Annotated in this window: 16 protein-coding genes; 11 read left to right on the top strand and 5 right to left on the bottom strand. The window is 59.0% G+C overall.

From position 1 onward, the window contains the following. Positions 1-101: 101 nt before the first annotated feature. Complete coding sequence (locus AC1DF8_RS27205) at positions 102-935, bottom strand: universal stress protein (protein ID WP_478155741.1); 834 nt, start codon at positions 933-935, stop codon at positions 102-104. 326 nt (positions 936-1,261) lie between these two features. After that, positions 1,262-1,642 carry an EF-hand domain-containing protein gene (locus AC1DF8_RS27200; protein ID WP_478155740.1) on the bottom strand — a complete coding sequence of 127 codons (381 nt, stop codon included), beginning with the start codon at positions 1,640-1,642 and terminating at the stop codon, positions 1,262-1,264. 382 nt (positions 1,643-2,024) lie between these two features. Between AC1DF8_RS27200 and AC1DF8_RS27195 the strand changes: the two genes are divergently transcribed. Next, positions 2,025-2,297, top strand: coding sequence for a DUF982 domain-containing protein (locus AC1DF8_RS27195; RefSeq protein WP_478155739.1), 273 nt, complete (start codon positions 2,025-2,027; stop codon positions 2,295-2,297). An 857-nt stretch (positions 2,298-3,154) separates the two neighbouring features. Here the strand turns inward: AC1DF8_RS27195 and AC1DF8_RS27190 are convergent. Further along, on the bottom strand, positions 3,155-4,192 hold the full coding sequence (locus AC1DF8_RS27190; protein ID WP_478155738.1) for an IS110 family RNA-guided transposase: 1,038 nt from the start codon (positions 4,190-4,192) through the stop codon (positions 3,155-3,157). Between the two features lie 502 nt (positions 4,193-4,694). On the opposite strand from AC1DF8_RS27190, the gene AC1DF8_RS27185 reads away from it, so the two are divergent. Then, a complete protein-coding gene (locus AC1DF8_RS27185) occupies positions 4,695-5,792 on the top strand; it encodes an IS1595 family transposase (RefSeq protein WP_478155737.1) in 1,098 nt (365 codons plus the stop codon). 45 nt (positions 5,793-5,837) lie between these two features. Here the strand turns inward: AC1DF8_RS27185 and AC1DF8_RS27180 are convergent, their stop codons facing one another. Continuing rightward, complete coding sequence (locus AC1DF8_RS27180) at positions 5,838-8,687, bottom strand: ATP-binding protein (RefSeq protein ID WP_478155736.1); 2,850 nt, start codon at positions 8,685-8,687, stop codon at positions 5,838-5,840. 288 nt (positions 8,688-8,975) lie between these two features. On the opposite strand from AC1DF8_RS27180, the gene AC1DF8_RS27175 reads away from it, so the two are divergent. Both AC1DF8_RS27175 and AC1DF8_RS27170 read left to right on the top strand, forming a co-directional pair. After that, positions 8,976-10,793: a PAS domain-containing sensor histidine kinase gene (locus AC1DF8_RS27175; protein WP_478155735.1), complete on the top strand. Its 1,818-nt coding sequence runs from the start codon at positions 8,976-8,978 to the stop codon at positions 10,791-10,793. 173 nt (positions 10,794-10,966) lie between these two features. Beyond that, entirely contained in the window at positions 10,967-11,317 is a 351-nt protein-coding gene (locus AC1DF8_RS27170; protein WP_478155734.1) for a DUF1330 domain-containing protein, read from the top strand. A 329-nt stretch (positions 11,318-11,646) separates the two neighbouring features. On the opposite strand, the gene AC1DF8_RS27165 is transcribed toward AC1DF8_RS27170, so the two are convergent. Continuing rightward, positions 11,647-12,393 carry an IclR family transcriptional regulator gene (locus AC1DF8_RS27165; RefSeq protein WP_478155733.1) on the bottom strand — a complete coding sequence of 249 codons (747 nt, stop codon included), beginning with the start codon at positions 12,391-12,393 and terminating at the stop codon, positions 11,647-11,649. A gap of 122 nt (positions 12,394-12,515) precedes the next feature. Here AC1DF8_RS27165 and AC1DF8_RS27160 point away from each other — a divergent pair, with 122 nt between their 5' ends. Genes AC1DF8_RS27160 through AC1DF8_RS27130 form a run of 7 tightly spaced genes read left to right on the top strand, consistent with a single transcriptional unit; the run spans position 12,516 to position 19,581 of the window. Continuing rightward, positions 12,516-13,451 (top strand): polysaccharide deacetylase family protein, encoded by a 936-nt coding sequence (locus AC1DF8_RS27160; RefSeq protein WP_478155732.1) that lies wholly within the window; start codon positions 12,516-12,518, stop codon positions 13,449-13,451. Between the two features lie 55 nt (positions 13,452-13,506). Then, positions 13,507-15,003, top strand: coding sequence for an ABC transporter substrate-binding protein (locus AC1DF8_RS27155; protein ID WP_478155731.1), 1,497 nt, complete (start codon positions 13,507-13,509; stop codon positions 15,001-15,003). A gap of 20 nt (positions 15,004-15,023) precedes the next feature. Further along, positions 15,024-15,944 carry an ABC transporter permease gene (locus AC1DF8_RS27150; protein ID WP_478155730.1) on the top strand — a complete coding sequence of 307 codons (921 nt, stop codon included), beginning with the start codon at positions 15,024-15,026 and terminating at the stop codon, positions 15,942-15,944. Between the two features lie 9 nt (positions 15,945-15,953). Beyond that, on the top strand, positions 15,954-16,814 hold the full coding sequence (locus AC1DF8_RS27145) for an ABC transporter permease (RefSeq protein WP_478155729.1): 861 nt from the start codon (positions 15,954-15,956) through the stop codon (positions 16,812-16,814). Positions 16,815-16,822: 8 nt separating this feature from the next. Next, positions 16,823-17,605: an SDR family NAD(P)-dependent oxidoreductase gene (locus tag AC1DF8_RS27140; protein ID WP_478155728.1), complete on the top strand. Its 783-nt coding sequence runs from the start codon at positions 16,823-16,825 to the stop codon at positions 17,603-17,605. 9 nt (positions 17,606-17,614) lie between these two features. After that, on the top strand, positions 17,615-18,610 hold the full coding sequence (locus AC1DF8_RS27135) for an ABC transporter ATP-binding protein (RefSeq protein ID WP_478155727.1): 996 nt from the start codon (positions 17,615-17,617) through the stop codon (positions 18,608-18,610). Further along, positions 18,607-19,581: an ABC transporter ATP-binding protein gene (locus AC1DF8_RS27130; RefSeq protein ID WP_478155726.1), complete on the top strand. Its 975-nt coding sequence runs from the start codon at positions 18,607-18,609 to the stop codon at positions 19,579-19,581. Before AC1DF8_RS27135 ends, AC1DF8_RS27130 begins: the two co-directional genes overlap by 4 nt. Positions 19,582-19,590: the final 9 nt, after the last annotated feature.

The following is a 19,590-nucleotide window of genomic DNA, read 5'->3' as shown; positions in this document are numbered from 1 at the left end:
CTGGCTTGATCGATATCAACGTCCACGCCGTTCGAACCCGGTAAGGTCCCGCCGCTCGATAGCAGCCGAAGCCAGTCATAAGCTACGACGGGGACAGTTCGTCAATGTGACATGAGGACGGGCAAAAGAGGCTCGTGCAACACGCCATCGGTTGCTCCGCCAAGGACAAAATCGCGTAACCTCGAGTGTCCAAATCCTCCCATGACCAGAATATCGGCGCCCAGTTCCAGTGCTGTTTGCTGAATGCTCAAACCGATGGATGACGAAGTAAACCGAGCGGCCGTTGAGCTTGCATTGACGCCGCTCGAAACCAGGATCTCAGCAAGGTGCGCTCCGCTTGGCTCCGGCAGCGGCTTTTCGCCCGTCACAGATAGGACCGAGACCCGCTTGGCCTTGTGAATGAAAGGGTTTGCATCGTTGACGGCCCGAGCGGCGGCTCGGCTTCCGTCCCAGGCGATGACCAGATGGTCGATTGGGCCCGCAAGGGTCTTTTTGGGAAAGATGATGGCCGGCCGGCCGGATCCGAATATGACCGCTTCGGCGACAATACGGGTATCGGGAACGTCTGCGATACATTCGAGAATAGCCAGATCGAAAAAACGTGCTTCCGTTGCTGCCGTGTCGTGCAATAAGGGCAAGGCGGTTTTCACCGTTCGACAAGATAATTCAACCTCGGCGCTCGCTGCGAGGTTCGTTGCCGCTGAAACCAGTGTTGCGGCACGATCGCGGCTCAAAATCTCGGCATGCTCGATCATCTTCGGAGTATCGAGCAGCAAAGACGACCATGCGTTGGGGATGTGCGGAATCGCGACTGTTAGCGCGCACGCGTGAAGATGTGCACGGCAGTGCCCAGCAAACGCCACGGCGTTCGAAATGATCAATCCGGAACTTGAATCGGGATATGTTGCCAGCGGGAGGAAATATTGTGCCGTCATGTCCTGCTCCACTCTCGCCGACCGCTAAGATTGCAATCATTTAAGTCCATTTGTTGCGAGGCGGCATTGATGTAACGCAATTGCCGGTGTTCCGGTTTTTCTGGCCTTGGCACGGCGCCACGTCCCAGAATTCTGCCTCGCCTTCGATGAGCGCCAGGATAGCCGGAAGTTCACACAATCGTGGTCAATTCGTTGATGGCCGAGATCCGGTATTGAATTCAGGAGGACGTACTTGCGACAATGGGTTCTATCCAGCGTATAGGTCGTGAGAAGGCTCCTTTGGGCGGCAGTTCCCATGCGACGGCCGGCAAATGCACCGCGTCCAATCACATGTCTTGCATGAACGCCTGCATTTCTTCAGGTGTAACCTTGCCGTCATTGTCTGCGTCGACCGCGTCGAAGACGCGTTTATGGATTGCGGTCAATTCTTCGAAGGAAAGCGCACCGTCTTCATCACTATCAGCGATAGCGAACATAACCTTCATCATATAACCGCGCATTGGCCCCATCATGCGCATTCCTGGGTACATGCCAGATGGCATCATGCTGTGGCCCATCATGCCTGGCATCATTTCCGATCCGTCGGTCTCGGGTTTAGCCTCAGATGGGGTCGGGCCTGGGCTCTTCGTCTGGGCGGGGGCGCTGCTCATGGCACCGACACCGAGTAAGGCCAGCATAGTGATCGTTGGCAGTTTGAACATGGACATCCTGAATCTCCTCGTTGAGTATTGTCCTCCAGTTGGAGCGCCCTTTGAGGATACGATGCACACCGGGTTCAAACATTGCGCTGGATCAACCACTCGTATGGTGCAACTCGTCGAGGACGGACGATCGGCTTCGCGCCGCCCGATGACTGCGATGCGAGCCACCTGCGTCAACGAGGAACGATCGCGGCTGAAGCGACAGGGAGGATCGGGTTGCCTAAGGCGAGAACAAGGTGATTTCAGAGTGCGATCTTGCCTGGCTTGATCGATATCAACGTCCACACCGTTCAAACCCAGTATCCTAGCGCCATCAGCTAGCGCCGGATCGTGGTCCGGCCTTCCTGATGATGCCCCCTCGCAGTCCGGAACCTTAAGGAGATCGAGGATGACTGCCCAGAAACAGATAGAACCAACCTGGTCGGAACCCGTTTTCGTCCAGGTGGGCATGAGCACCCCGCAGGCTATCGGGGGAGCGAGCGAGGCGCTTGATTTTCTCGCCAATCGATGGAAAGGCTCGCGAAGAAAACACGCATTCGCGAGTGAGATCTGCGCCGCGGCCGTAAGCGGGCATGTCTCACAGGAGACCGCGCGCCAGGCTTTCATTCTCGCCGCTCATGAAGCCAGGATGTCCACCTGCGCACCCGGTGGTCTTTCGTAGACGCCAGGACGAGAGCAACTCAGTCAAGTATGCCACAAATCCTTAACCGGAAGTTCAATTCAAAGATATGAACCGGAACTGGACCGTGACCTAGAGAACGTCGCTTGATGTATTTCCATTATCCGTTCGACAATTTTCAAACCGATGCCAAGGCTGTCAGGAAGGTGGGACACGGACTTCCTCAGAAGGTGAACGTTTCGGTAAGCGATCCTCGACGGTGATGATGCCATCCCCCACACGGACGACAATCACAGATCGATCTGGTGTGTGTCTCACGGCGTTCTCTATCAGATCGCGAAGAGCGTCTCTCAAAAGCGGAAGGGGCAAGTTGCGCCACGATGGCGACGACATCTCCACGAGGTCAACCTTCTCGAAAAAAACCGTCGTCAACACTTTCAAGCCGAGCAAGTGCAGTGATCTGAGCAACAAAATTCACCAGGTCAGCTTCGGCCCGTAGGAACCGTGCCGTGAAACTACAAATACCGATTTCTCGACGATGAATTCGTTGTCAGCCATTCCGCTCTCGTTCGAGCAGTTGGTTAGTTGAAAAGACTGGTGCTGGGTTCGAATCTCTTATGTGGACGGCCCCCGACCCGCAAGATATTTCGAGATAATTTGATCTGATCGCTTGCGTCCATATGTCCGGCCTGTTGTTGCGTTCGCGCATGAACGCTGGCCAAGATGGTTTCCGCAACACAGGTCCCAAACATCAAGGCGGCCTTGACGGGCCGAAGGGATTCTCGGGGTGTGCAGTGTCCCGGATCGATCGATCACACCATCTGCTATTATCTTGCAAGTTGTAGTATTGTCTACACGTGATGAAGATCAGGATACAGTTGGTTCTTGCTTCCCAGTCTTCATGTGGCGCACCCGTTCAAAGCCGGTACCGATTGTGCGCTGTACGTTTCTCCGGAGACCATGAGTTTCCAAGCTATGCGCGCCATTTTGTTGGCGAGTGCGACAGCTGCCAGTTTAGGCGGCTTGCGCCTGAGCAGTTCCGCCAACCATCGAGAGGCCTTGCCAGATCGCCGCGCGTGATGAATGACAGCGGTTGCTCCATTCACCAGGATAGCCCGCAGAGCTTCATCGCCGGCTCGCGTGATACCACCGAGACGCAGCTTTCCGCCGGTCGAGTGATCTTTTGGCGTCAACCCTATCCAGGCTGCGAACTGGCGGCCAGATTGAAAGAGCTCCGGAGCGGGTGTCTTCATGATCAAGAGAGCCGAACCAATTGGGCCAATACCGGGAATGGTGTTGAGGCGTATGCTGCGTTCGTCGTTGCGCTGCCATGCCTTTACCTTGGCCTCCACATCCGCAATCTTCTTCTCCAGTTCAGCATATTCCTCGGCCTGGCTCATGAACAATTCCTGCGCGAGCTCTGGCACAGTTTTCTCAACTTTTATCCTTTCGAGCAGCATCGGAATATGTGCTAGCCCCTTAGCTGCGGAAATGCCGAATTCATTGGCGTAACCCCGTATAGCGTTGGCGAGTTGGGTCCGGTTGGCTATCAGACGGGTACGGACGCTGATCAGCATGAGTGCTGCTTGCTCATCAACTGTCTTGACCGGAACAAACCGCATCGTTGGGCGGGCCATCGCCTCGCACAGCCCTTCGGCGTCGGCAGCGTCATTCTTGTTCCCCTTAACGTAAGGCTTGGCGAGTTGTGGTGCGATCATCTTCACCTCATGTCCAAATGAGGCGAGTAACCGCGCCCAATGATGGGAACCACCGCAGGCCTCGATCGCGACCGAAGTAGGCGGGCAAGTCGTAAAGAAGTCGATCATCTCCTTCCGTCGCATTTTCTTCCGCAAGACTGGCTCTTCTCCGGCATTCACGCCATGCAACTGGAAGACATGCTTTGACGTATCCATGCCAATACGAATAATCTTGTCCATGGGCGGCCCCTTCGATTGAGATCTCAACAGCTCATTCTGGCACATTTCGATGCCGTTCAGGGGCCGTCCACTCCAACATCAAGGCGAAGAAGTCCGTTCGGCATAGTCCGGCCAGCGCCGAACGGCGGCTTCGCGCCTTCATATTGGTCGTTCAGCCCGACTACGTCAGCTCCTGCAAGCAGTCAGGCTGCTGTTTCGCGCTTCATCGCCAGTGGTGCAACTCACTCGCGTTGTCCGGGACAAACGGTCTCATGCGCTGACCACTACGCCCGCCAAAATAGATTTGAGCCGAGATGGCATCTGATCTGATTGCGTTCCTGACTGGGGCCTGCCTCGCTACTTTGTCGCCTTGATATCTTCAAGCTTCCACGTCTTGTCGAAGTAGGGGCCAGAACAAGAGCAGTCCGAAATCGTACGCGGCTTTTATCAACCAAAGACAGCAACTTCCTTGTAACGCAGTAGCTTTCATGGGATTCTTCGGTCAGTCCCGAAGGAGATAATTATGTCTGAAATGATGCTGGCGATGCTTTCCAATATTCGGACGGTTGAAGACATGGTCGCCGCGTTCCGGGACGAAGAGCGTTGCCGTCGCTTGCTGGAAAGCATGGTATGGCCGAATGGCAGGATCTGCCCTGCTTGTGGTTACAAACGCTCGATCGCGATAGCTGGCCGCGATACTGGTAAGCGCCGCGCGCGGCCGGGCCTCTATCAATGTTCCAGTGGTGATTGCCGGTTCCAGTTCACGGTGACAACGCATACGCCCCTGCACGCCACGAAACTCCCCTTGCGCGTATGGCTCAAGGCGATGTGGTTGTTGCTGCAGTCGGATAAAGGCCTGTCTTCGGTTCGCCTCGCCGAGACGCTCGGTGTAAGTCAACCCACGGCCTGGCGGATCGGTCATGCGTTGCGCCTCATGGTGGCGCGCGAGCACATGCTCGACGGCACGGTGGAAGTCGACCATTTCTATCTTGGAGGCAGACCGAGAAAGCATCCCGATGAACCTCCGCCCGGAAGAGGCCGCAAGGGCCAAGTAAAGACGGAAAAGACGCCGGTCATGGCGATCGTGCAGCGACCGACAGATATCACCCCGGGTTCAAGTGCCGGAGATGCCCGTGCGGCTGTCGTCACCGGCGTTTCGTTGCGTGCTGCCGTTCGAGCAGTTGCAACACAAGTTGAACTTCGAGCGCATTTGATGAGTGACGAAGCAAAGGCGTTCGTTGCCATAGGCGAAAGCTTTGCCACACACGAGACGGTCAACCACTCAAGCCGCGAATATGTCCGGGATGCCGTCCATGTCAATTCAGCCGAGGGGTTCAATGCGCGGGTCCGGCGAACCATTGCAGGCGTCTTTCACCACATCAGCCCGGAACTTGCCGACCTGTATTTTCATGAAATCGGCTTCAGATGGTCCCAACGAGTTGTTACCGGCCAAGCGGTGCGGAAAAGCCGAAGCGGCAAGGAAAGCACGAAGATCCTTTGGTCGCGAGTACCTCCTGCACTGCAGCTATTGCAAGTGTTCCGTGCTGCCACCGGCCGCCAGATGCGCCGTAGTCATAGCGGAGGCATCACCATCAAATCTGCCGTGGCTGTCTTTGGTTGATAAAGGCCGCGTACGATTTCGGACTGCTCTTGTTCTGACCCCGACTCAGTGGGCAGGCCCGTTCTTGAGAAGTATCTGTCGGGCCGCGATCAGGTCAGATGTATCGAACCCTTCCTTGAATTTGGCGTAGACGCGACCGAGCAATTCTTTGGCGTTGCTTTCTCTTCCCATGCATCGCCATAGCCTGGCAAGCGATATGGCCGACCTCAACTCCCAACTGTTGGCAGACTGCCGAACGGACTCCTCCATCGACAGCACCAAAAAAGCTTCGGCCTGCGCGAGATCAGGGTTCGGCTGGGCGAGCAGGATCTCTGCTCTTGTCCGATAGATGTCGGGAAGCCAAACGATTTCGCCGATCGCATCGGCAAGCCGGTGGGCTTCCTCAGCAATGGTCTGGGCTTCCGCGAAACGACCGAGATCAGCCAGACCCTTCGCGAGGAAACAGGATACCGACGAGGAAACGATGTTGTAGTTCTCTGCTTTCAACGCCTCAAGAGAGGCTCGCAGCAACACTATTCCTTGCTCGCTCCGCCCAGTCTCCACCATGATCTGGCCGTTTAGGGCAGCCCCGAGTGTCTTGAACGCCTGAAGCGAATATTTATCCGCCTGCGCCAGAAGTATCTCAACGGCGGCAGATGCTTCGTCGAAGTTACCGCACCAACAGAAAACCGGGATGGAATAGGTCAGGGCCACGCAATAGGATACATGATGGCTGTATCTGGAAATTTCCCTGATCGTCTGTCGAGCGACCTGCAGGGACTGGTCTGGGTACCCGACGAGCCACAGCGACCGGGCCAGCATGAAGCGCCCGCGCGCTTCCGTGAGCAGGTCGAGTTGAATTGGTGCGGCCTGTGCAGCCAGTTTAAAACCATGCCGGCAGTGCCTGAGAGCGCCCGCCTGGTCTCCCGCCTGATGACACGCCACTCCGAGCATGAGCTCGGCGGCGATCTCGTCCTCTACAACTCCGATTTTCTGGGCGATGCCGGCCGCTCGGTTGGCCGCATCGACCGCCGCGCCCGCGTCTCCCCGTCTTGTAAAGAAGATGTTCAGGTCGGTCAAAAGGTTCAACTGCCGCCGGTTGTCGCCCAACCGCTCCGCGAGGTTTAGAGCCGCCTCGATCAGGAACTTCGTTTCGTCGCGGTTACCCAATGTGTACATCGCCGATCGGGCAAGTGCTTCGGACAGGCGCAAGTCCAGTGGCGTGCCCTTTGCATTCGGTTCGATGATAGCGAGTGCCCGCGAACACCACCTTTGACACTCGCCGTACTGCGAGAGGTCCATCAACAGAACCGCGGCGCTGGCGGAAAGATCAACGGCTACAAGTGCGTCCCCACTATCGGAAAAGCACCATGCAATCGCTTTTCTGATGTTTCCCAAATGTGGGATGAAGGACGACATGGTCCTGGCATCGTGGATCGCACTTTCGACGGAAAGCGACTTCAGGAATTGCCTGAAATAGTTTGCGTGTCTGTGTGAAATGACGTTGACGTCCTCCCGCGACGCAAGTTTGCTTCCGGCGTAGGAGCGAGTGGTGTCGAGCAACCTGTAAAACAGGTAGCCACCGATGGGCGACACGAAAATCAGCGACTTGTCGACCAGCGAGGTGATTACGAGGCTGGTCTGACCAACGGACCATCCATCCTCGGCTGCTACTCCGTGCGCTGCCTCGACGCTGAACGGACCCGCGAAGACAGACAACCTGAACAGCATCGTCCTCTCGACGTCGGAAAGGAGGTCGATGCTCCAGTCAAGCATCGCCTGCAAGGTCTGATGCCTGGGCAATGCGCTACGCCGACCCCGCAGATGAAGTTCGGCACCGTTTGCTAGAAGCTCGGCCGTCCCGCCGATACCAAAGGTGCCAACACGGCTTGCGGCAAGCTCAACTGCAAGCGCGATACCGTCCAAACGGCGGCACATGTCGGAGACTTTCAACACCTCGTCATCCGTTAGCTCGCTGTTGTGGCCACTCGCACTGGCACGCTCCAGGAACAATTGAACCGCAGGAAAACGAACGACTTCTTGTCTGGAGAGGTTTCCTTCCGGCGGAACCTCGAGCGGCCCCAGCAAAAAGATCGTCTCGCCGTCGGCCCGCAGGGCTTCCCGGGAGGTGGCGAGTAGATAGACCGTCGGCGCATAGGCGTGTATGCGGTCGGCGATCTGCGCAACCGCGACAATCAAGTGCTCGCAACTGTCGAGTACGACCAGGCAATTCTTGGAGGCCACGAACGCGAGGATTGCCGGTTCGGCGTTCGGTCCCTGAACGGCGCACCCGAGAGACGACGCTATCGCGCTCGGCACGTCCGCCTCGTCGGCAACCGAACTGAGATCGACAAAGAAGACGTGATCCTCCCCATATTCTTGCCTCATTTGGTCGGCGACAGCGACCGCAACACTGGACTTCCCGATCCCACCGGCACCTACAATGCAGACGAAGCGCCGCTCCTTGAGACGCTGCCTGACGCTGGTGACGGTCTCTTCTCGTCCGATGAGGGTTTCAAGAGGCGCGGGAAGTTCATGGCGCATGCCAGGCCGCGATGATGCAACCGGCAACGGGATCGCAGCCCTTGCCATTCGGATGAGAGGGGCTACGAAGCAGTAGCCTTGTCCTGCGACGTTGACGATATACCTGTTGCCGCCCTCTCCGTCCGCTAGAGCCCTTCGCAAGATCGAAAGCTGCGTGCGCAAATTGGCCTCTTCGACGACTACGTCCCTCCAGACGAGCTTCATGAGTTCGTGGTGGCTGACAACCTCACCGGCCCGCTCGATCAGACTAATCAAGATGTCCAAGGCGCGAGAACCGAGCCGAATGTCTTCGGCGTTCCTTATCAGGATTCTCTCATGGATGTTCAGCTCGAACGGCCCGAAATGTACGATGCCGCCCTGGTCGGAGTTCATCACTTCGCACAAACCCTATGCATCGATTTACAACTATTAACATAGCACGACTCTCACAAATGGCGGAGTCGCGCGATGGTGTTCAAAAATCAAAGCGTTTCCGCCAAGAGACGCCAAAACGAGGTAGGACATGCCGAGAACAGTTGTTGACGGAGCATCCGTTGAACGGAGTGAGAAGAGTGTTTTCGGCTTTGGTTGAGGAAGACAGCTATGATTGAGGAGGCTCTCCAGCAACGGGTTACCCGCATCTGTCAGCAACCGCCATCAAACGGTCGCACAGTTAGCCCGATGTTCAAACCATCCGAAATCGCGGAGGAACTGCCTGCGCTGGCCATAATTTTGGACCACGAAGGGCATGCGATCTACTTGAACAGGCACTGGGCACGCGTTACGGGCGAGCACGGTTCCTCCCTGCTCGGCGACCGCTGGAAGTCGTTCCTGCACCCGGCTGAGGTTTCCGTTCTCGCGGGCTTGCCCTCCGGTGATGATGACCAAGCGGTCGTACGCGTGCGTGCTGGGAACGGCGAATTTCGTTCGCATCTCTTCAGAGCGTCAAATGTCCACCAGGGTCGCCTCCTTGTCGGAATGGAGGCTCATAGCGTTATCGTCTCGAAAATCGCCGGCGAGGAAACGGCCGCCGATTTTGAGCGGACACTCGACCAGGTACCCGCGATGATTTGGCGCGCGAGGCCTGACGGCTTCCTCGACTACGCCAACAAACGATGGCTTGATTTCTGCGGCCTGACCCTCGCTGAGGCCATAGGTTGGGGTTGGCGCGACGGGGTGCATCCCGACGACCGGGAGGGCATAGAGACCTACTGGCGGGGGATGCTCGTCAGCGGCACCGAGGGAAGCTACGAAGCCCGCGTCGGCAATGACAAGATCGGATACCGCTGGTGCCTCAGCATCGGAACGCCTCGACACGACGAGAACGGCGCTATCTCCGCCTGGTACGGAGCGATTTTCGACATCGAGGAGAGAAAGACGGCAGAGACGTCGCTGCAACTGAGCGAGGCCTATCTCGCGAAGGGGCAGGTACTCAGCAAGATCGGCACCTTCGGCTTCGAGATTTCCACCGAAAGGTTGTTCTGGTCGGACGAAACCTACCGGATACTCGAGTATCATCCGGGAACCCGACCGTCGCTGTCCCTCCTGGTATCGCGTATTCACGAAGACGACCTTTCGGAGTTCGAGCGGTTCCGCGCGGAACTGCGCGAGCGCAGGGCGAAGATCGAGGCGACGTTCCGTCTTTCGTTCGATGACGGCAGGATCAAGCATATCCGGGTGCTCGGACAGCTCACTTCCGCCGGGGGAGCCGCCTATACCGCCGTGATCATGGACGTTACCGCCGAGGTCCAGAGCGCCGAACGCCTCAAACAGAGCGAGGCGGAGATCGCCCATGTCGCCCGCGTCGCGATCGCCGGGGAACTCACGGCCTCGATCGCGCACGAGGTTAACCAACCTCTCGGCGCTCTGGTCGCCAGCGGCGGAGCGCTGCTACGCTGGATCGAACGGGATGAGCCGGATATCGAAAAGGCTAAGGCGAACGCCAGACGGATGGTCGGCTATGCCCGACGGGCAAGTGACATCATCGCGCGTGTCCGAACGCTTTTCGAAAAGGGCGCATCGACGTTCGGTAAGGTAGACTGCGTCGAACTCCTATCAGGGGCGCTGTCCTATGTCGAAGCTCTGGCCCGTCGAAGCAAGGTCGAGGTTGATATCGACATCGCGCACGATCTGCCCAACATCAACGGCGATCCCGTTCAGCTTCAGCAGGTCATCATCAATCTGATAATGAATGCAATACAGGCGCTTTCCCACGACGATTTCAGCAGTCGGATCGTCCGCGTGTCGGCGCGCCTTGACGACGATGAGGTCGTCATTTCGTGCAGCGACAACGGACCCGGCTTTTCCGGCGATGGCGAAGCATTCTTCAAGCCCTTTTACACGACGAAGGAACACGGAATGGGAATGGGTCTCGCCATCTGCAGATCAATCGTCGAGGCGCACAACGGGAAGATAACCGCCAGCCAGAACCCGGTGGGCGGGTCGACATTCGTCGTCCGCCTGCCGACCATTTCACCCAGCAGTACGGGAGACTTCTGATACCCGACGCAACGAGCGATGCAAGTCTTGCCTCCCCGAGGGGCAGCCCGAGGAGGTTTCAACACTCAACAGGCGGCTGACGGCAGCATCAGGTTGACTTTAAACCGAGCAAGGCCAAGGCGCTAGCACGCGCCCTGGCAATTCGTAGAAATCAGCAACCATAAGGATCCACGATGCCAACCTACCTCGTAAATCATCTGAGGATTCCGGGCGATGTCCCGAACATTGATGCCTTGAATTACCTCGACCAAGTTGAGGCAACAGTTGCTCCCTATGGCGGAAAATGGCTAGCGCAGGGTCCAGGCGACGTAATCGAGGGCGCTTGGCCTGGCGCTGTCGTGCTGATGGAGTTTCCGACCCGGGAGGCGGCTGACCAGTGGTACAACTCGGCGGCTTACACCGCCCTTCGCGCTCTCCGGATCAAGAGTGCGATCTCCGACATAGTCTTGATCGATTCTTTGCCGGCAGGATTCACCATTAAGGCGTTCGCGAACAATATCCGTAAGACTATGAAAGGCGCGTGATGGTTTGCACATCGTCCCCCGGGGCTTCCGGATTAGGGTCAACAACGCTCGTTTCACCAATATGAAGGTCTGCTTTTCGGCCTAATCATCCCGAAAGCCGCCATTCCGCTTCCGGCCCCAAATCTGTCATTCCGCCGAGCCCAAGTTGGTGCAGGGCAAAACAATTCATATGGATGGAAATCGTAGTAACAGGGTCGTTGGTTCCAATTCCTTCAAGAGCACCAAATGGGCGGGGCCTTCGGCTGAGTCGTACCGATTGCGGCGAGTCTTTCTAGCAACACCTACGTGGGAAACGGCATCTTGGACGGATTTGGCTGGCTTAGAGCGTTTCAGTTTCGGTAGCCAAGTGCGCGGCTGATCTGGTCCGCCGTGGAACGCAGCATAAGCAGAAGCTCCTCACGCCTCTCGACATAGCGGCTTGTCAGCGTCCCAAGGTTAATGGCGGCAGCGACGTTGCCTTCCGCGCTGAAGACGGGGGCGGCGATGCCTGTGGAACCTGTGACGAATTCCTGGTCGTTAATCGCGTAGCCATCGCGGCGAACCTTGGTCAGCAGTTCGCGGACCTGCTGGACATCGGTGATCGTGTAGCGGGTGTAGGAGAGAAAGCGGACGCGGGAGATATAATCTTCCAAGGCCTCCGGCGAGGCGTGCGCAAGCAACACTCGGCCGGTCGCTGTGCAATGCGCGGCGATCGCGGCATCCATATTGACGTCGTAGCGGATTGGATGGTGGCTGACACATTTTGCCAGCCGGCGTATGTCGCAATGGGCGTTCATGGTGCCGAGCAGGACCGTCTCGCCGGACTCATCGCGCAATCGCTCCATGAACGGCATTGCCGCCACCACAAGCGGTTCCTCGTGACGGCGAAAGGGAAAGCCATGGCGRCTTGCCTCGACCAGCATATAGCGGCCTGCAGTGTCCTGGACGACATGGCCGCGTGACGCGAGCGTCTGGATGAGGCCATGGGCACTGCTCTTCGGAAGCTGTAGATCCCGAACGATTTGTGACAGCGACACCGCCTCTCGCAGGCCTGACAGATATTCCAAGAGGTCGAGGATGCGTCCGGCGCTTTTCACTTCGGAGTTCATATATGTGAACAAAACCCCCGTTGATGACTATTCGTTCGGCTTATAACAAATCTGCCTAGAAAAATGACAGCGGCAAGGCAGCCCCCGGCATCGCCGAATGAAAGACGATCATGAGCGCAGCAGATGAGCACGACAAGAACCAGCCCTGGCTTTGGACGGACGATGTCTGGCAGAAAAGCGTCAGCAAGGTAAGGGCGGGTCGCTCGTTGAAGCCAGCGCAGTGGAAGAATGGCGCCCGCATGGTTGTCGCTCTGTCCTTTGATGCCGATCACGAGACGATGGAGTTGCGCAATGGCGGCGTTTCCTTCGGCCGCATGAGTCAGGGACAATACGGCGCGCGCGCCGGCATGCCGCGCATCCTGAAGCTCCTGGAGAAATATACCGTTCCAGCCTCCGTCTACATGCCTGCGGTCTCGGCGATGATCAATGCCGATGAGGCGCGCGCCGTGGTCTCATCAGGCCACGAGATCGGCATGCATAGTTGGATCCACGAATTCAATTCGCGGCTGGACGAGACGACCGAGCGCGATCTGGCGCTGCGGGCGGCCGACGTGCTCGAACGCATCTGCGGTGTGCGCCCTGTTGGCATGCGCACCGCCTCCTGGGACTTCAGCCCCTATACGCTGAAGATCGCCCGAGAAATGGGCTTGCTCTACGATTCCTCGCTCATGGCTGACGACGAGCCCTATGAATTGCTGGAGGACGGCGAGCCGACGGGTGTCGTCGAAATTCCGGTCGAATGGATCCGCGACGACGCACCCTATGTGGCGATGGACCGTCATAGCGGCGCGCGCCCCTATGGCGGGCCGGCCATGGTCCTCGACATCTTCCAGCGCGAGCTCGAACTCGCCTATGAAGAGGGCGGGCTCTTCCAGCTGACCATGCATCCGCATCACGTCGGGCATCGCTCGCGTATTTTCATTCTGGAGGAAATTATTCGTCAGGCTCAATCGAAAAAAGATGTCTGGTTCACGACCCATGCCGAACTTGCTGCCTACTGTGCCGATGAGTGCGGGCTGAAACGCCCTGACGCCATCCGCAGTTAAGCCCAACACCGGACCGTGCGCATCCATGCAACGAGGAATAAAAGGGGTAACGAATATGTATAAAAGACTTGCATCCGCCACCGCGCTCACGCTGGCACTTCTGACATCGGCTGCCTTTGCTCAATCTGCGAAGGAAACGCTGACGATCGACCTGTCCGGCGAAGCCGCGACGCTTGACCCGCATCTCCAGTGGGATACCAACAGCTACAGCATCTATCGCAACATCTTCGACAATCTGCTGACTCGCGACGCATCAGGCGAGATCGTGCCGCAGATCGCCAAGTCGTGGAAATATCTTGACGACAAGACCATCGAGTTCCAGACTCGCGACGACGTGACCTTCCAGGACGGCAGCAAGCTGACCGCGGACGATGTCTCCTTCAGCATCAACCGCATCATCGACCCGAAGCTGAAGAGCCCGCAGCTGACCCAGTTCGACCAGATCGTCAAGGCGGAGGCCACCGGCCCTTCCACCGTCAAGATGACGACCAAATCGGCCTATCCAGCGCTGCTTGCCCAGCTTGTCAAACTATCGATCGTGCCGAAGGCCTATGTCGAAAAGGTCGGTGACCAGGAATTCAATCTCAAGCCGATTGGCAGCGGCCCCTACAAGCTCGTCAGCTGGCAGAAGGGCGTCGAGACCGATCTCGAAGCCTCTCCGAACTACTGGCGCATCAAGCCGCCTTTCGCCAAGGTCGTCTTCCGCAACGTGCCTGATGCTTCGACCCGCATCGCCGATCTCAAGACCGGCAAGGCCGATCTCGTCGGCGGCGTCACGCCGGACCAGGCGGCGAACCTGAAGAACGAAACCGAGATCGGCGTTCTCTCGGCACCGACCGAGCGCGTAGGCTACCTCTACATCAATGCCGAGGCCGGGCCGACCAAGGATGTCCGGGTGCGCCAGGCGATCGCCTATGCGATCGACCGCGATGCATTGATCCAGGCCCTGCTCGCCGGCTTCGGCAATCCCGTCAATATCGTCGGCGCCGCGCCGATCTTCGGCTATACCGACAAGGTCGAGGGCTATCCCTACGATCCCGACAAGGCGCGCGAGTTGATCAAGCAAGCCGGTGCGGAGGGCGCAAAACTCGAATTCCTCACCTCGCCGGCCTATAGCCGCGCCACGATCGAGGCCATTCAGCAGATGATCAACGATGTCGGCCTCGAAGTCGAAATCCAGTCGAGCGACCAGGCGACCTTCCTGAAGCGCCGGCAGGGCGAACCGGCAAATGCCGGCAGCCTGGCCTTCGGCGCGTGGTCCTGCGCCTGCCAGGATGCCGATGGCGTCATCTTCCCGCTTTTCCGCAGCGGCAGCATCTGGGCGAAATACAGCAATCCGCAATATGATGCGCTCGTCGACGGCGCCCGAGTGACCCTCGATCCTAAGGATCGGCTCGCCAAATACGAGGCCGCCTACCAGATCCTCAAGGACGATGTCCCAGGCATCGGCCTCTACCAAGCTTATGCCATCTACGGCGCCAGCAAGCATCTGAAATGGACGCCGACGGCCAACGAGGCCATGTTCGTCACCGATATGAGCTGGCAGCAGTAAGGCAGGATAGGTCGAGCAAGATGTTGAGATACGTCGTCGAACGACTGATTCAGGCAATCATCGCTATCTTCGGCGTTCTCACCATCGTGTTCGTCGTGATGCATTTTTCCGGGGATCCGACGCTGCTTCTGGTGCCCCCGGATGCCACCGCCGAGATGATCAACGAGCTGCGCCATCAGCTCGGCTTCGACCAGCCGATCTGGGTGCAATATCTACATTATCTCGCCGGCCTGGTGCAGCTGGATTTTGGCCAGTCGGTGGTCCAGCGCACGCCAGCGATCGATATCGTCGCATCGCGGCTGCCCTATACGATCGAGCTTGCTGCCGGCGCGATCCTCGTCGCCATCGGCTTCGGCATTCCTGCCGGTATCCTCATGGCGACGAAGCGCGGCAGCCTGATCGAACGCGTGCTGACGGTGATCGTGGTGACTGGCCAGAGCGTGCCGACATTCCTGTCCGGCATCATCCTGATCTTCGTCTTTGCCGTGACGCTGCGCTGGCTGCCGACCTCGGGCTCCGGCAGCTTGGCGTCGCTGATCATGCCGTCGATTGCACTCGGCGCGATCTCGATGTCCACCTTCGCCCGCATGACCCGCATTTCCGTTATCGACGAGCTCGGCAAGGATTATGTCAGGGCAGGGCGCGCCCGCGGCCTGTCGCTCGGCGCCGTCGTCGTCAGGCATGTGCTGCGCAACGCCGCCATTCCAGTCATCACCATCGCGGCGCTCGAAATCGGCAATCTTCTCGCCGGTGCGGTGATCATCGAGACGGTCTTTGCCTGGCCTGGCATCGGCCAACTCGCAATCCAGTCGATCCAGTCGCGCGATTTCCTTGTTGTCCAAGTCATCGTGCTTCTGATTTCCTTCGTCTATGTGCTGACCAGCGTGCTTGCCGATTTCGTCTATGTGCTGGTCGATCCGCGCATCTGCCTGGCGCGATAGGAGCGGCATATGAGTATTCCCGTTCCCGCCTTCTTCCAGCTGCGTCGCATCCCGATTTCGGTAGTCCTGGTTTCGATCATCCTAGCCGCGATCGTCATTCTCGCGATCCTCGCGCCCTACATCTCGCCCGTCGATCCCAACAAGCAGAACCTCCTTAGCCGTTTGAAGCCGCCGGGTTTTGAGCGCGGTGGCATCACCTATTGGTTCGGCACCGACGATCTGGGCCGCGATCTCGTCTCGCGCACGCTTTACGGCGCCGGCGTCTCGCTGAGCGTCGCCGTCCTCTCGGTCGTCGTCTCGACGCTGGTCGGCGTGACGCTCGGCATGATCGCCGGCTGGTTTCGCGGCGGGATCGAAGCTGTCATCATGCGCCTTGTCGATATCATGATGTCGATCCCGGCGATCCTGCTTGCAGTCCTGACCGTCGCCGTGCTCGGGCCCGGCTTCCTGAAGCTCGTGCTGGTGCTCGGGCTCACCCGCTGGCCGCGCTATACCCGTGTTGCCTATGCGCAGACCCTACAGGTTGCCAATCTGCCCTTCATCAAAGCCTCGGAGCTGGCCGGAGCCGGGGCCGCGCGCATCCTGATCCACCACATCCTGCCCAATATCGCCGGACCGGTGATGATCGTCGCCACCGCGGAATTCGGCCTGATGATCCTGATGGAAGCCGGCCTGTCCTTCCTCGGTCTCGGCATCCAGCCGCCCGCCGCAAGCTGGGGGGCGATCATGAGCGTCGGCCGCGAATATATCGAACGCGCGTGGTGGATCGTCGCCTTTCCCGGCGCCGGCCTCTTCCTCCTCGTCTTTTCCGTCAATGTGCTGGGTGACTGGTTGCGTGACCAGCTCGATCCGCGCTCCCGCTTGCGCTGAGGTCTATCATGGAATTCGAAAACAAGACGGTCGTCGTCACCGGTGCAGCCGGCATCTTCGGCCGCTGGATCGCTGCCTATTTCGCCCGCGAGGGCGCCCGTCTCTGCCTGTCCGACAGGCGGCAGGACGCGCTTGAAAAGGCTGTCGAGGAGCTTGGCCTCGACCGCTCAAGAGTGCTGCTGCATGTGACCGAACTGACGAGCGAGGCTTCGATGCTCGATCTCGTCGATCTCGTCAGGCGGGAATGGAAGGCGCCCGATGTGCTCATCAACAATGCCGGCATCTATACCCGCTACAATCTGATGACGATGGAATTTGCCGACTGGGACCTCGTCTTCGACGTCAATCTCAAGGCACCCTTCGTGCTGACGCGCGAAATGGCCAAGCTGATGATTACCGAGGGCCGCAAGGGCTCGATCATCAACATTTCCTCCGGTGCGGCCCGCGGCATGAACCGCGAATCCGTACCCTATTGCACCTCCAAGACCTCGATCGAACGCCTTTCCAAGGGGTTTGCACTGGAGCTTGCCGAAAGTGGCATTCGCGTCAATGTCGTCGAGCCAGGTTTTGCCGCCGGCAGCGAGGTCAGCTTGCTGACAGAGGACTATGTCGAGAACATGCTGAAGCGCATTCCGCTCGGCCGCCAGAGCGGCCCAGACGATGCGCCGGCGGCGATCGCTTACCTCTGCTCGGACAAGGCCAGTTTCATCACCGGTGCGGTGCTGAGCGTCGATGGCGGCAATTCGATCGGCACCTTCCAGCGCAGCCAGCCTGTCGCCGGCGGTCGCTGAGGAGCGAAAGTGGGCATCGAAACCAAGCCTCTCCTGACGGTCGAAGACCTCACCATTGATATCAGTGGCGCGAAGGTCGTCGATGGCGTTTCCTTTACCGTCAGCCCCGGCACGGTGATGGCGCTGGTCGGCGAATCCGGCTGCRGCAAGTCGTTGACCTCCTATGCTATGCTCGGCCTGCTGCCGCCGGCCGCACGCCGTGTAAAAGGCAGGATCATGCTCGAAGAAACCGATCTCGCCGGCCTCTCCGAACGGCAGCTGCGCAAGGCGTGTGGCAAGGACATCTCGATCATCTTCCAGGAGCCGAGCGCTTCGCTCGATCCGCTGACGACGGTCGGATCGCAGATCGCCGACGCCTTCCGCGCGCATCAAAGCGTTTCGAAATCCGAGGCATTGGCCAAGGCGCGCGAGATGCTCGTCGATGTCGGCATTCCCGATCCGGACCGGCGGCTGCATCAATATCCCTTCGAACTCTCCGGCGGCATGTGCCAGCGCATCATGATCGCCATCGCGCTGATCTGCGGCCCGCGCCTGCTTGTCGCCGACGAACCGACGACGGCACTCGACGTGACGATCCAGGCGCAGATCCTCGACGTGATGAAGAAGCTCGTCGCCGAACGCGGCACATCGATCGTTTTCATCACTCATGACATGGGAGTCGTCGCCGATATCGCCGATCAGGTGGCCGTGATGTATGCAGGGCGGATCGCCGAAATCGCCCCGGTTCACGCCCTCTTCGGCGAGCCCGCGCATCCCTACACCGCGCTGCTGCTCGCCAGCGTTCCCAAGCTCGATGTCGCGCCCAAGGCGGACCTCGCGACCATCGAGGGCTCGGTGCCGACGCCGAACGAATTCGGCGCCGGCTGCCGTTTCGTCGGCCGCTGTCCGCTTGCCACCAACAAATGCCATGTCGAACCACCGCCGCTTTTCGAGCACGGAGCGGGGCATTTCTCCGCCTGCTGGCACATCGACAGAATGGCCGAGATGCGCGAGGTGGTGGCATGAGCTCCGAAAACGTTCTTGAAATCCGCGATATCGCCGTGCATTTCGGCGGCCGCGCCGGCCTGCTCGGCGTCACCGGGGCGACGGTGAAAGCCGTCAACGGCGTCAGCCTCGATATCGCCAAGGGCGAGACGGTGGCGCTCGTCGGCGAATCCGGCTGCGGCAAATCCACGCTGTCGAACACGATTGTCGGCCTACAGCAGCCGGTTGCCGGCAGCGTCAGGATCGGCGGCGCGGAGGTCGTCGGTGCCAGCCGCAGGGAATTGAACGAGATCCGCCGCAAGGTGCAGATGATCTTCCAGGATCCGGCGCTTTCGCTCGATCCGCGCTCGACGATCGGGGCAACGATCGGCGAACCGCTGATCGTGCGTGGTATTGCCCGCGGCAAGAAATTGAAGGAGCGCGTCGCGACGCTGCTCGCCCAAGTGGGCCTGCGGCCGGAACATGCAGACCGCTATCCGCACCAGTTTTCCGGTGGCCAGCGGCAGCGTGTGGTTATCGCAAGGGCGCTGGCACTGGAGCCCGATCTCGTCATCTGCGACGAACCGGTTTCTGCCCTCGACGTCTCGGTGCGGGCGCAGATCCTCAACCTGCTCGTCGCGCTGCAGAAGCGCACCGGCGTTTCCTATCTCTTCGTCTCGCATGACCTTGCCGTCGTTCGCCATATCTGCGACCGCGTCGTCGTCATGTATCTCGGCCGCTTTGTCGAGATGGCCGATCGGGACACCTTCTTCGCCGACCCGAAACACCCCTATACCAAGGCTTTGATGTCGGCCGTGCCCGAGGCTGATCCCGAGGTGCAGCGCGCCAAGCAGCGTTTCGTACTCAGCGGTGAATTGCCGAGTCCGGCCAATATTCCCTCCGGCTGCGCCTTCCATACGCGCTGTCCGCTTGCGAGCGAAATCTGCTCGCGGGAACGACCGGAACTGACGCCGCGACCTGACGGAGCCCGGGTCGCCTGCCACCACGCCTGACGAGAGCGG

The organism is Rhizobium sp. 05N49, from assembly GCF_056396805.1.
This window is presented reverse-complemented; position numbering and strand designations above follow the sequence as displayed.

Bases quoted from the DNA above. Each gene is read 5' to 3' on its own strand.
- AC1DF8_RS27200 (WP_478155740.1), bottom strand. From the start codon at position 1,642: ATGTCCATGTTCAAACTGCCAACGATCACTATGCTGGCCTTACTCGGT.
- AC1DF8_RS27130 (WP_478155726.1), top strand. From the start codon at position 18,607: ATGAGCTCCGAAAACGTTCTTGAAATCCGCGATATCGCCGTGCATTTC.
- AC1DF8_RS27145 (WP_478155729.1), top strand. From the start codon at position 15,954: ATGAGTATTCCCGTTCCCGCCTTCTTCCAGCTGCGTCGCATCCCGATT.
- AC1DF8_RS27150 (WP_478155730.1), top strand. From the start codon at position 15,024: ATGTTGAGATACGTCGTCGAACGACTGATTCAGGCAATCATCGCTATC.
- AC1DF8_RS27160 (WP_478155732.1), top strand. From the start codon at position 12,516: ATGAGCGCAGCAGATGAGCACGACAAGAACCAGCCCTGGCTTTGGACG.
- AC1DF8_RS27190 (WP_478155738.1), bottom strand. From the start codon at position 4,192: ATGGACAAGATTATTCGTATTGGCATGGATACGTCAAAGCATGTCTTC.
- AC1DF8_RS27155 (WP_478155731.1), top strand. From the start codon at position 13,507: ATGTATAAAAGACTTGCATCCGCCACCGCGCTCACGCTGGCACTTCTG.
- AC1DF8_RS27185 (WP_478155737.1), top strand. From the start codon at position 4,695: ATGTCTGAAATGATGCTGGCGATGCTTTCCAATATTCGGACGGTTGAA.
- AC1DF8_RS27205 (WP_478155741.1), bottom strand. From the start codon at position 935: ATGACGGCACAATATTTCCTCCCGCTGGCAACATATCCCGATTCAAGT.
- AC1DF8_RS27175 (WP_478155735.1), top strand. From the start codon at position 8,976: ATGTTCAAACCATCCGAAATCGCGGAGGAACTGCCTGCGCTGGCCATA.
- AC1DF8_RS27180 (WP_478155736.1), bottom strand. From the start codon at position 8,687: ATGAACTCCGACCAGGGCGGCATCGTACATTTCGGGCCGTTCGAGCTG.
- AC1DF8_RS27170 (WP_478155734.1), top strand. From the start codon at position 10,967: ATGCCAACCTACCTCGTAAATCATCTGAGGATTCCGGGCGATGTCCCG.
- AC1DF8_RS27195 (WP_478155739.1), top strand. From the start codon at position 2,025: ATGACTGCCCAGAAACAGATAGAACCAACCTGGTCGGAACCCGTTTTC.
- AC1DF8_RS27140 (WP_478155728.1), top strand. From the start codon at position 16,823: ATGGAATTCGAAAACAAGACGGTCGTCGTCACCGGTGCAGCCGGCATC.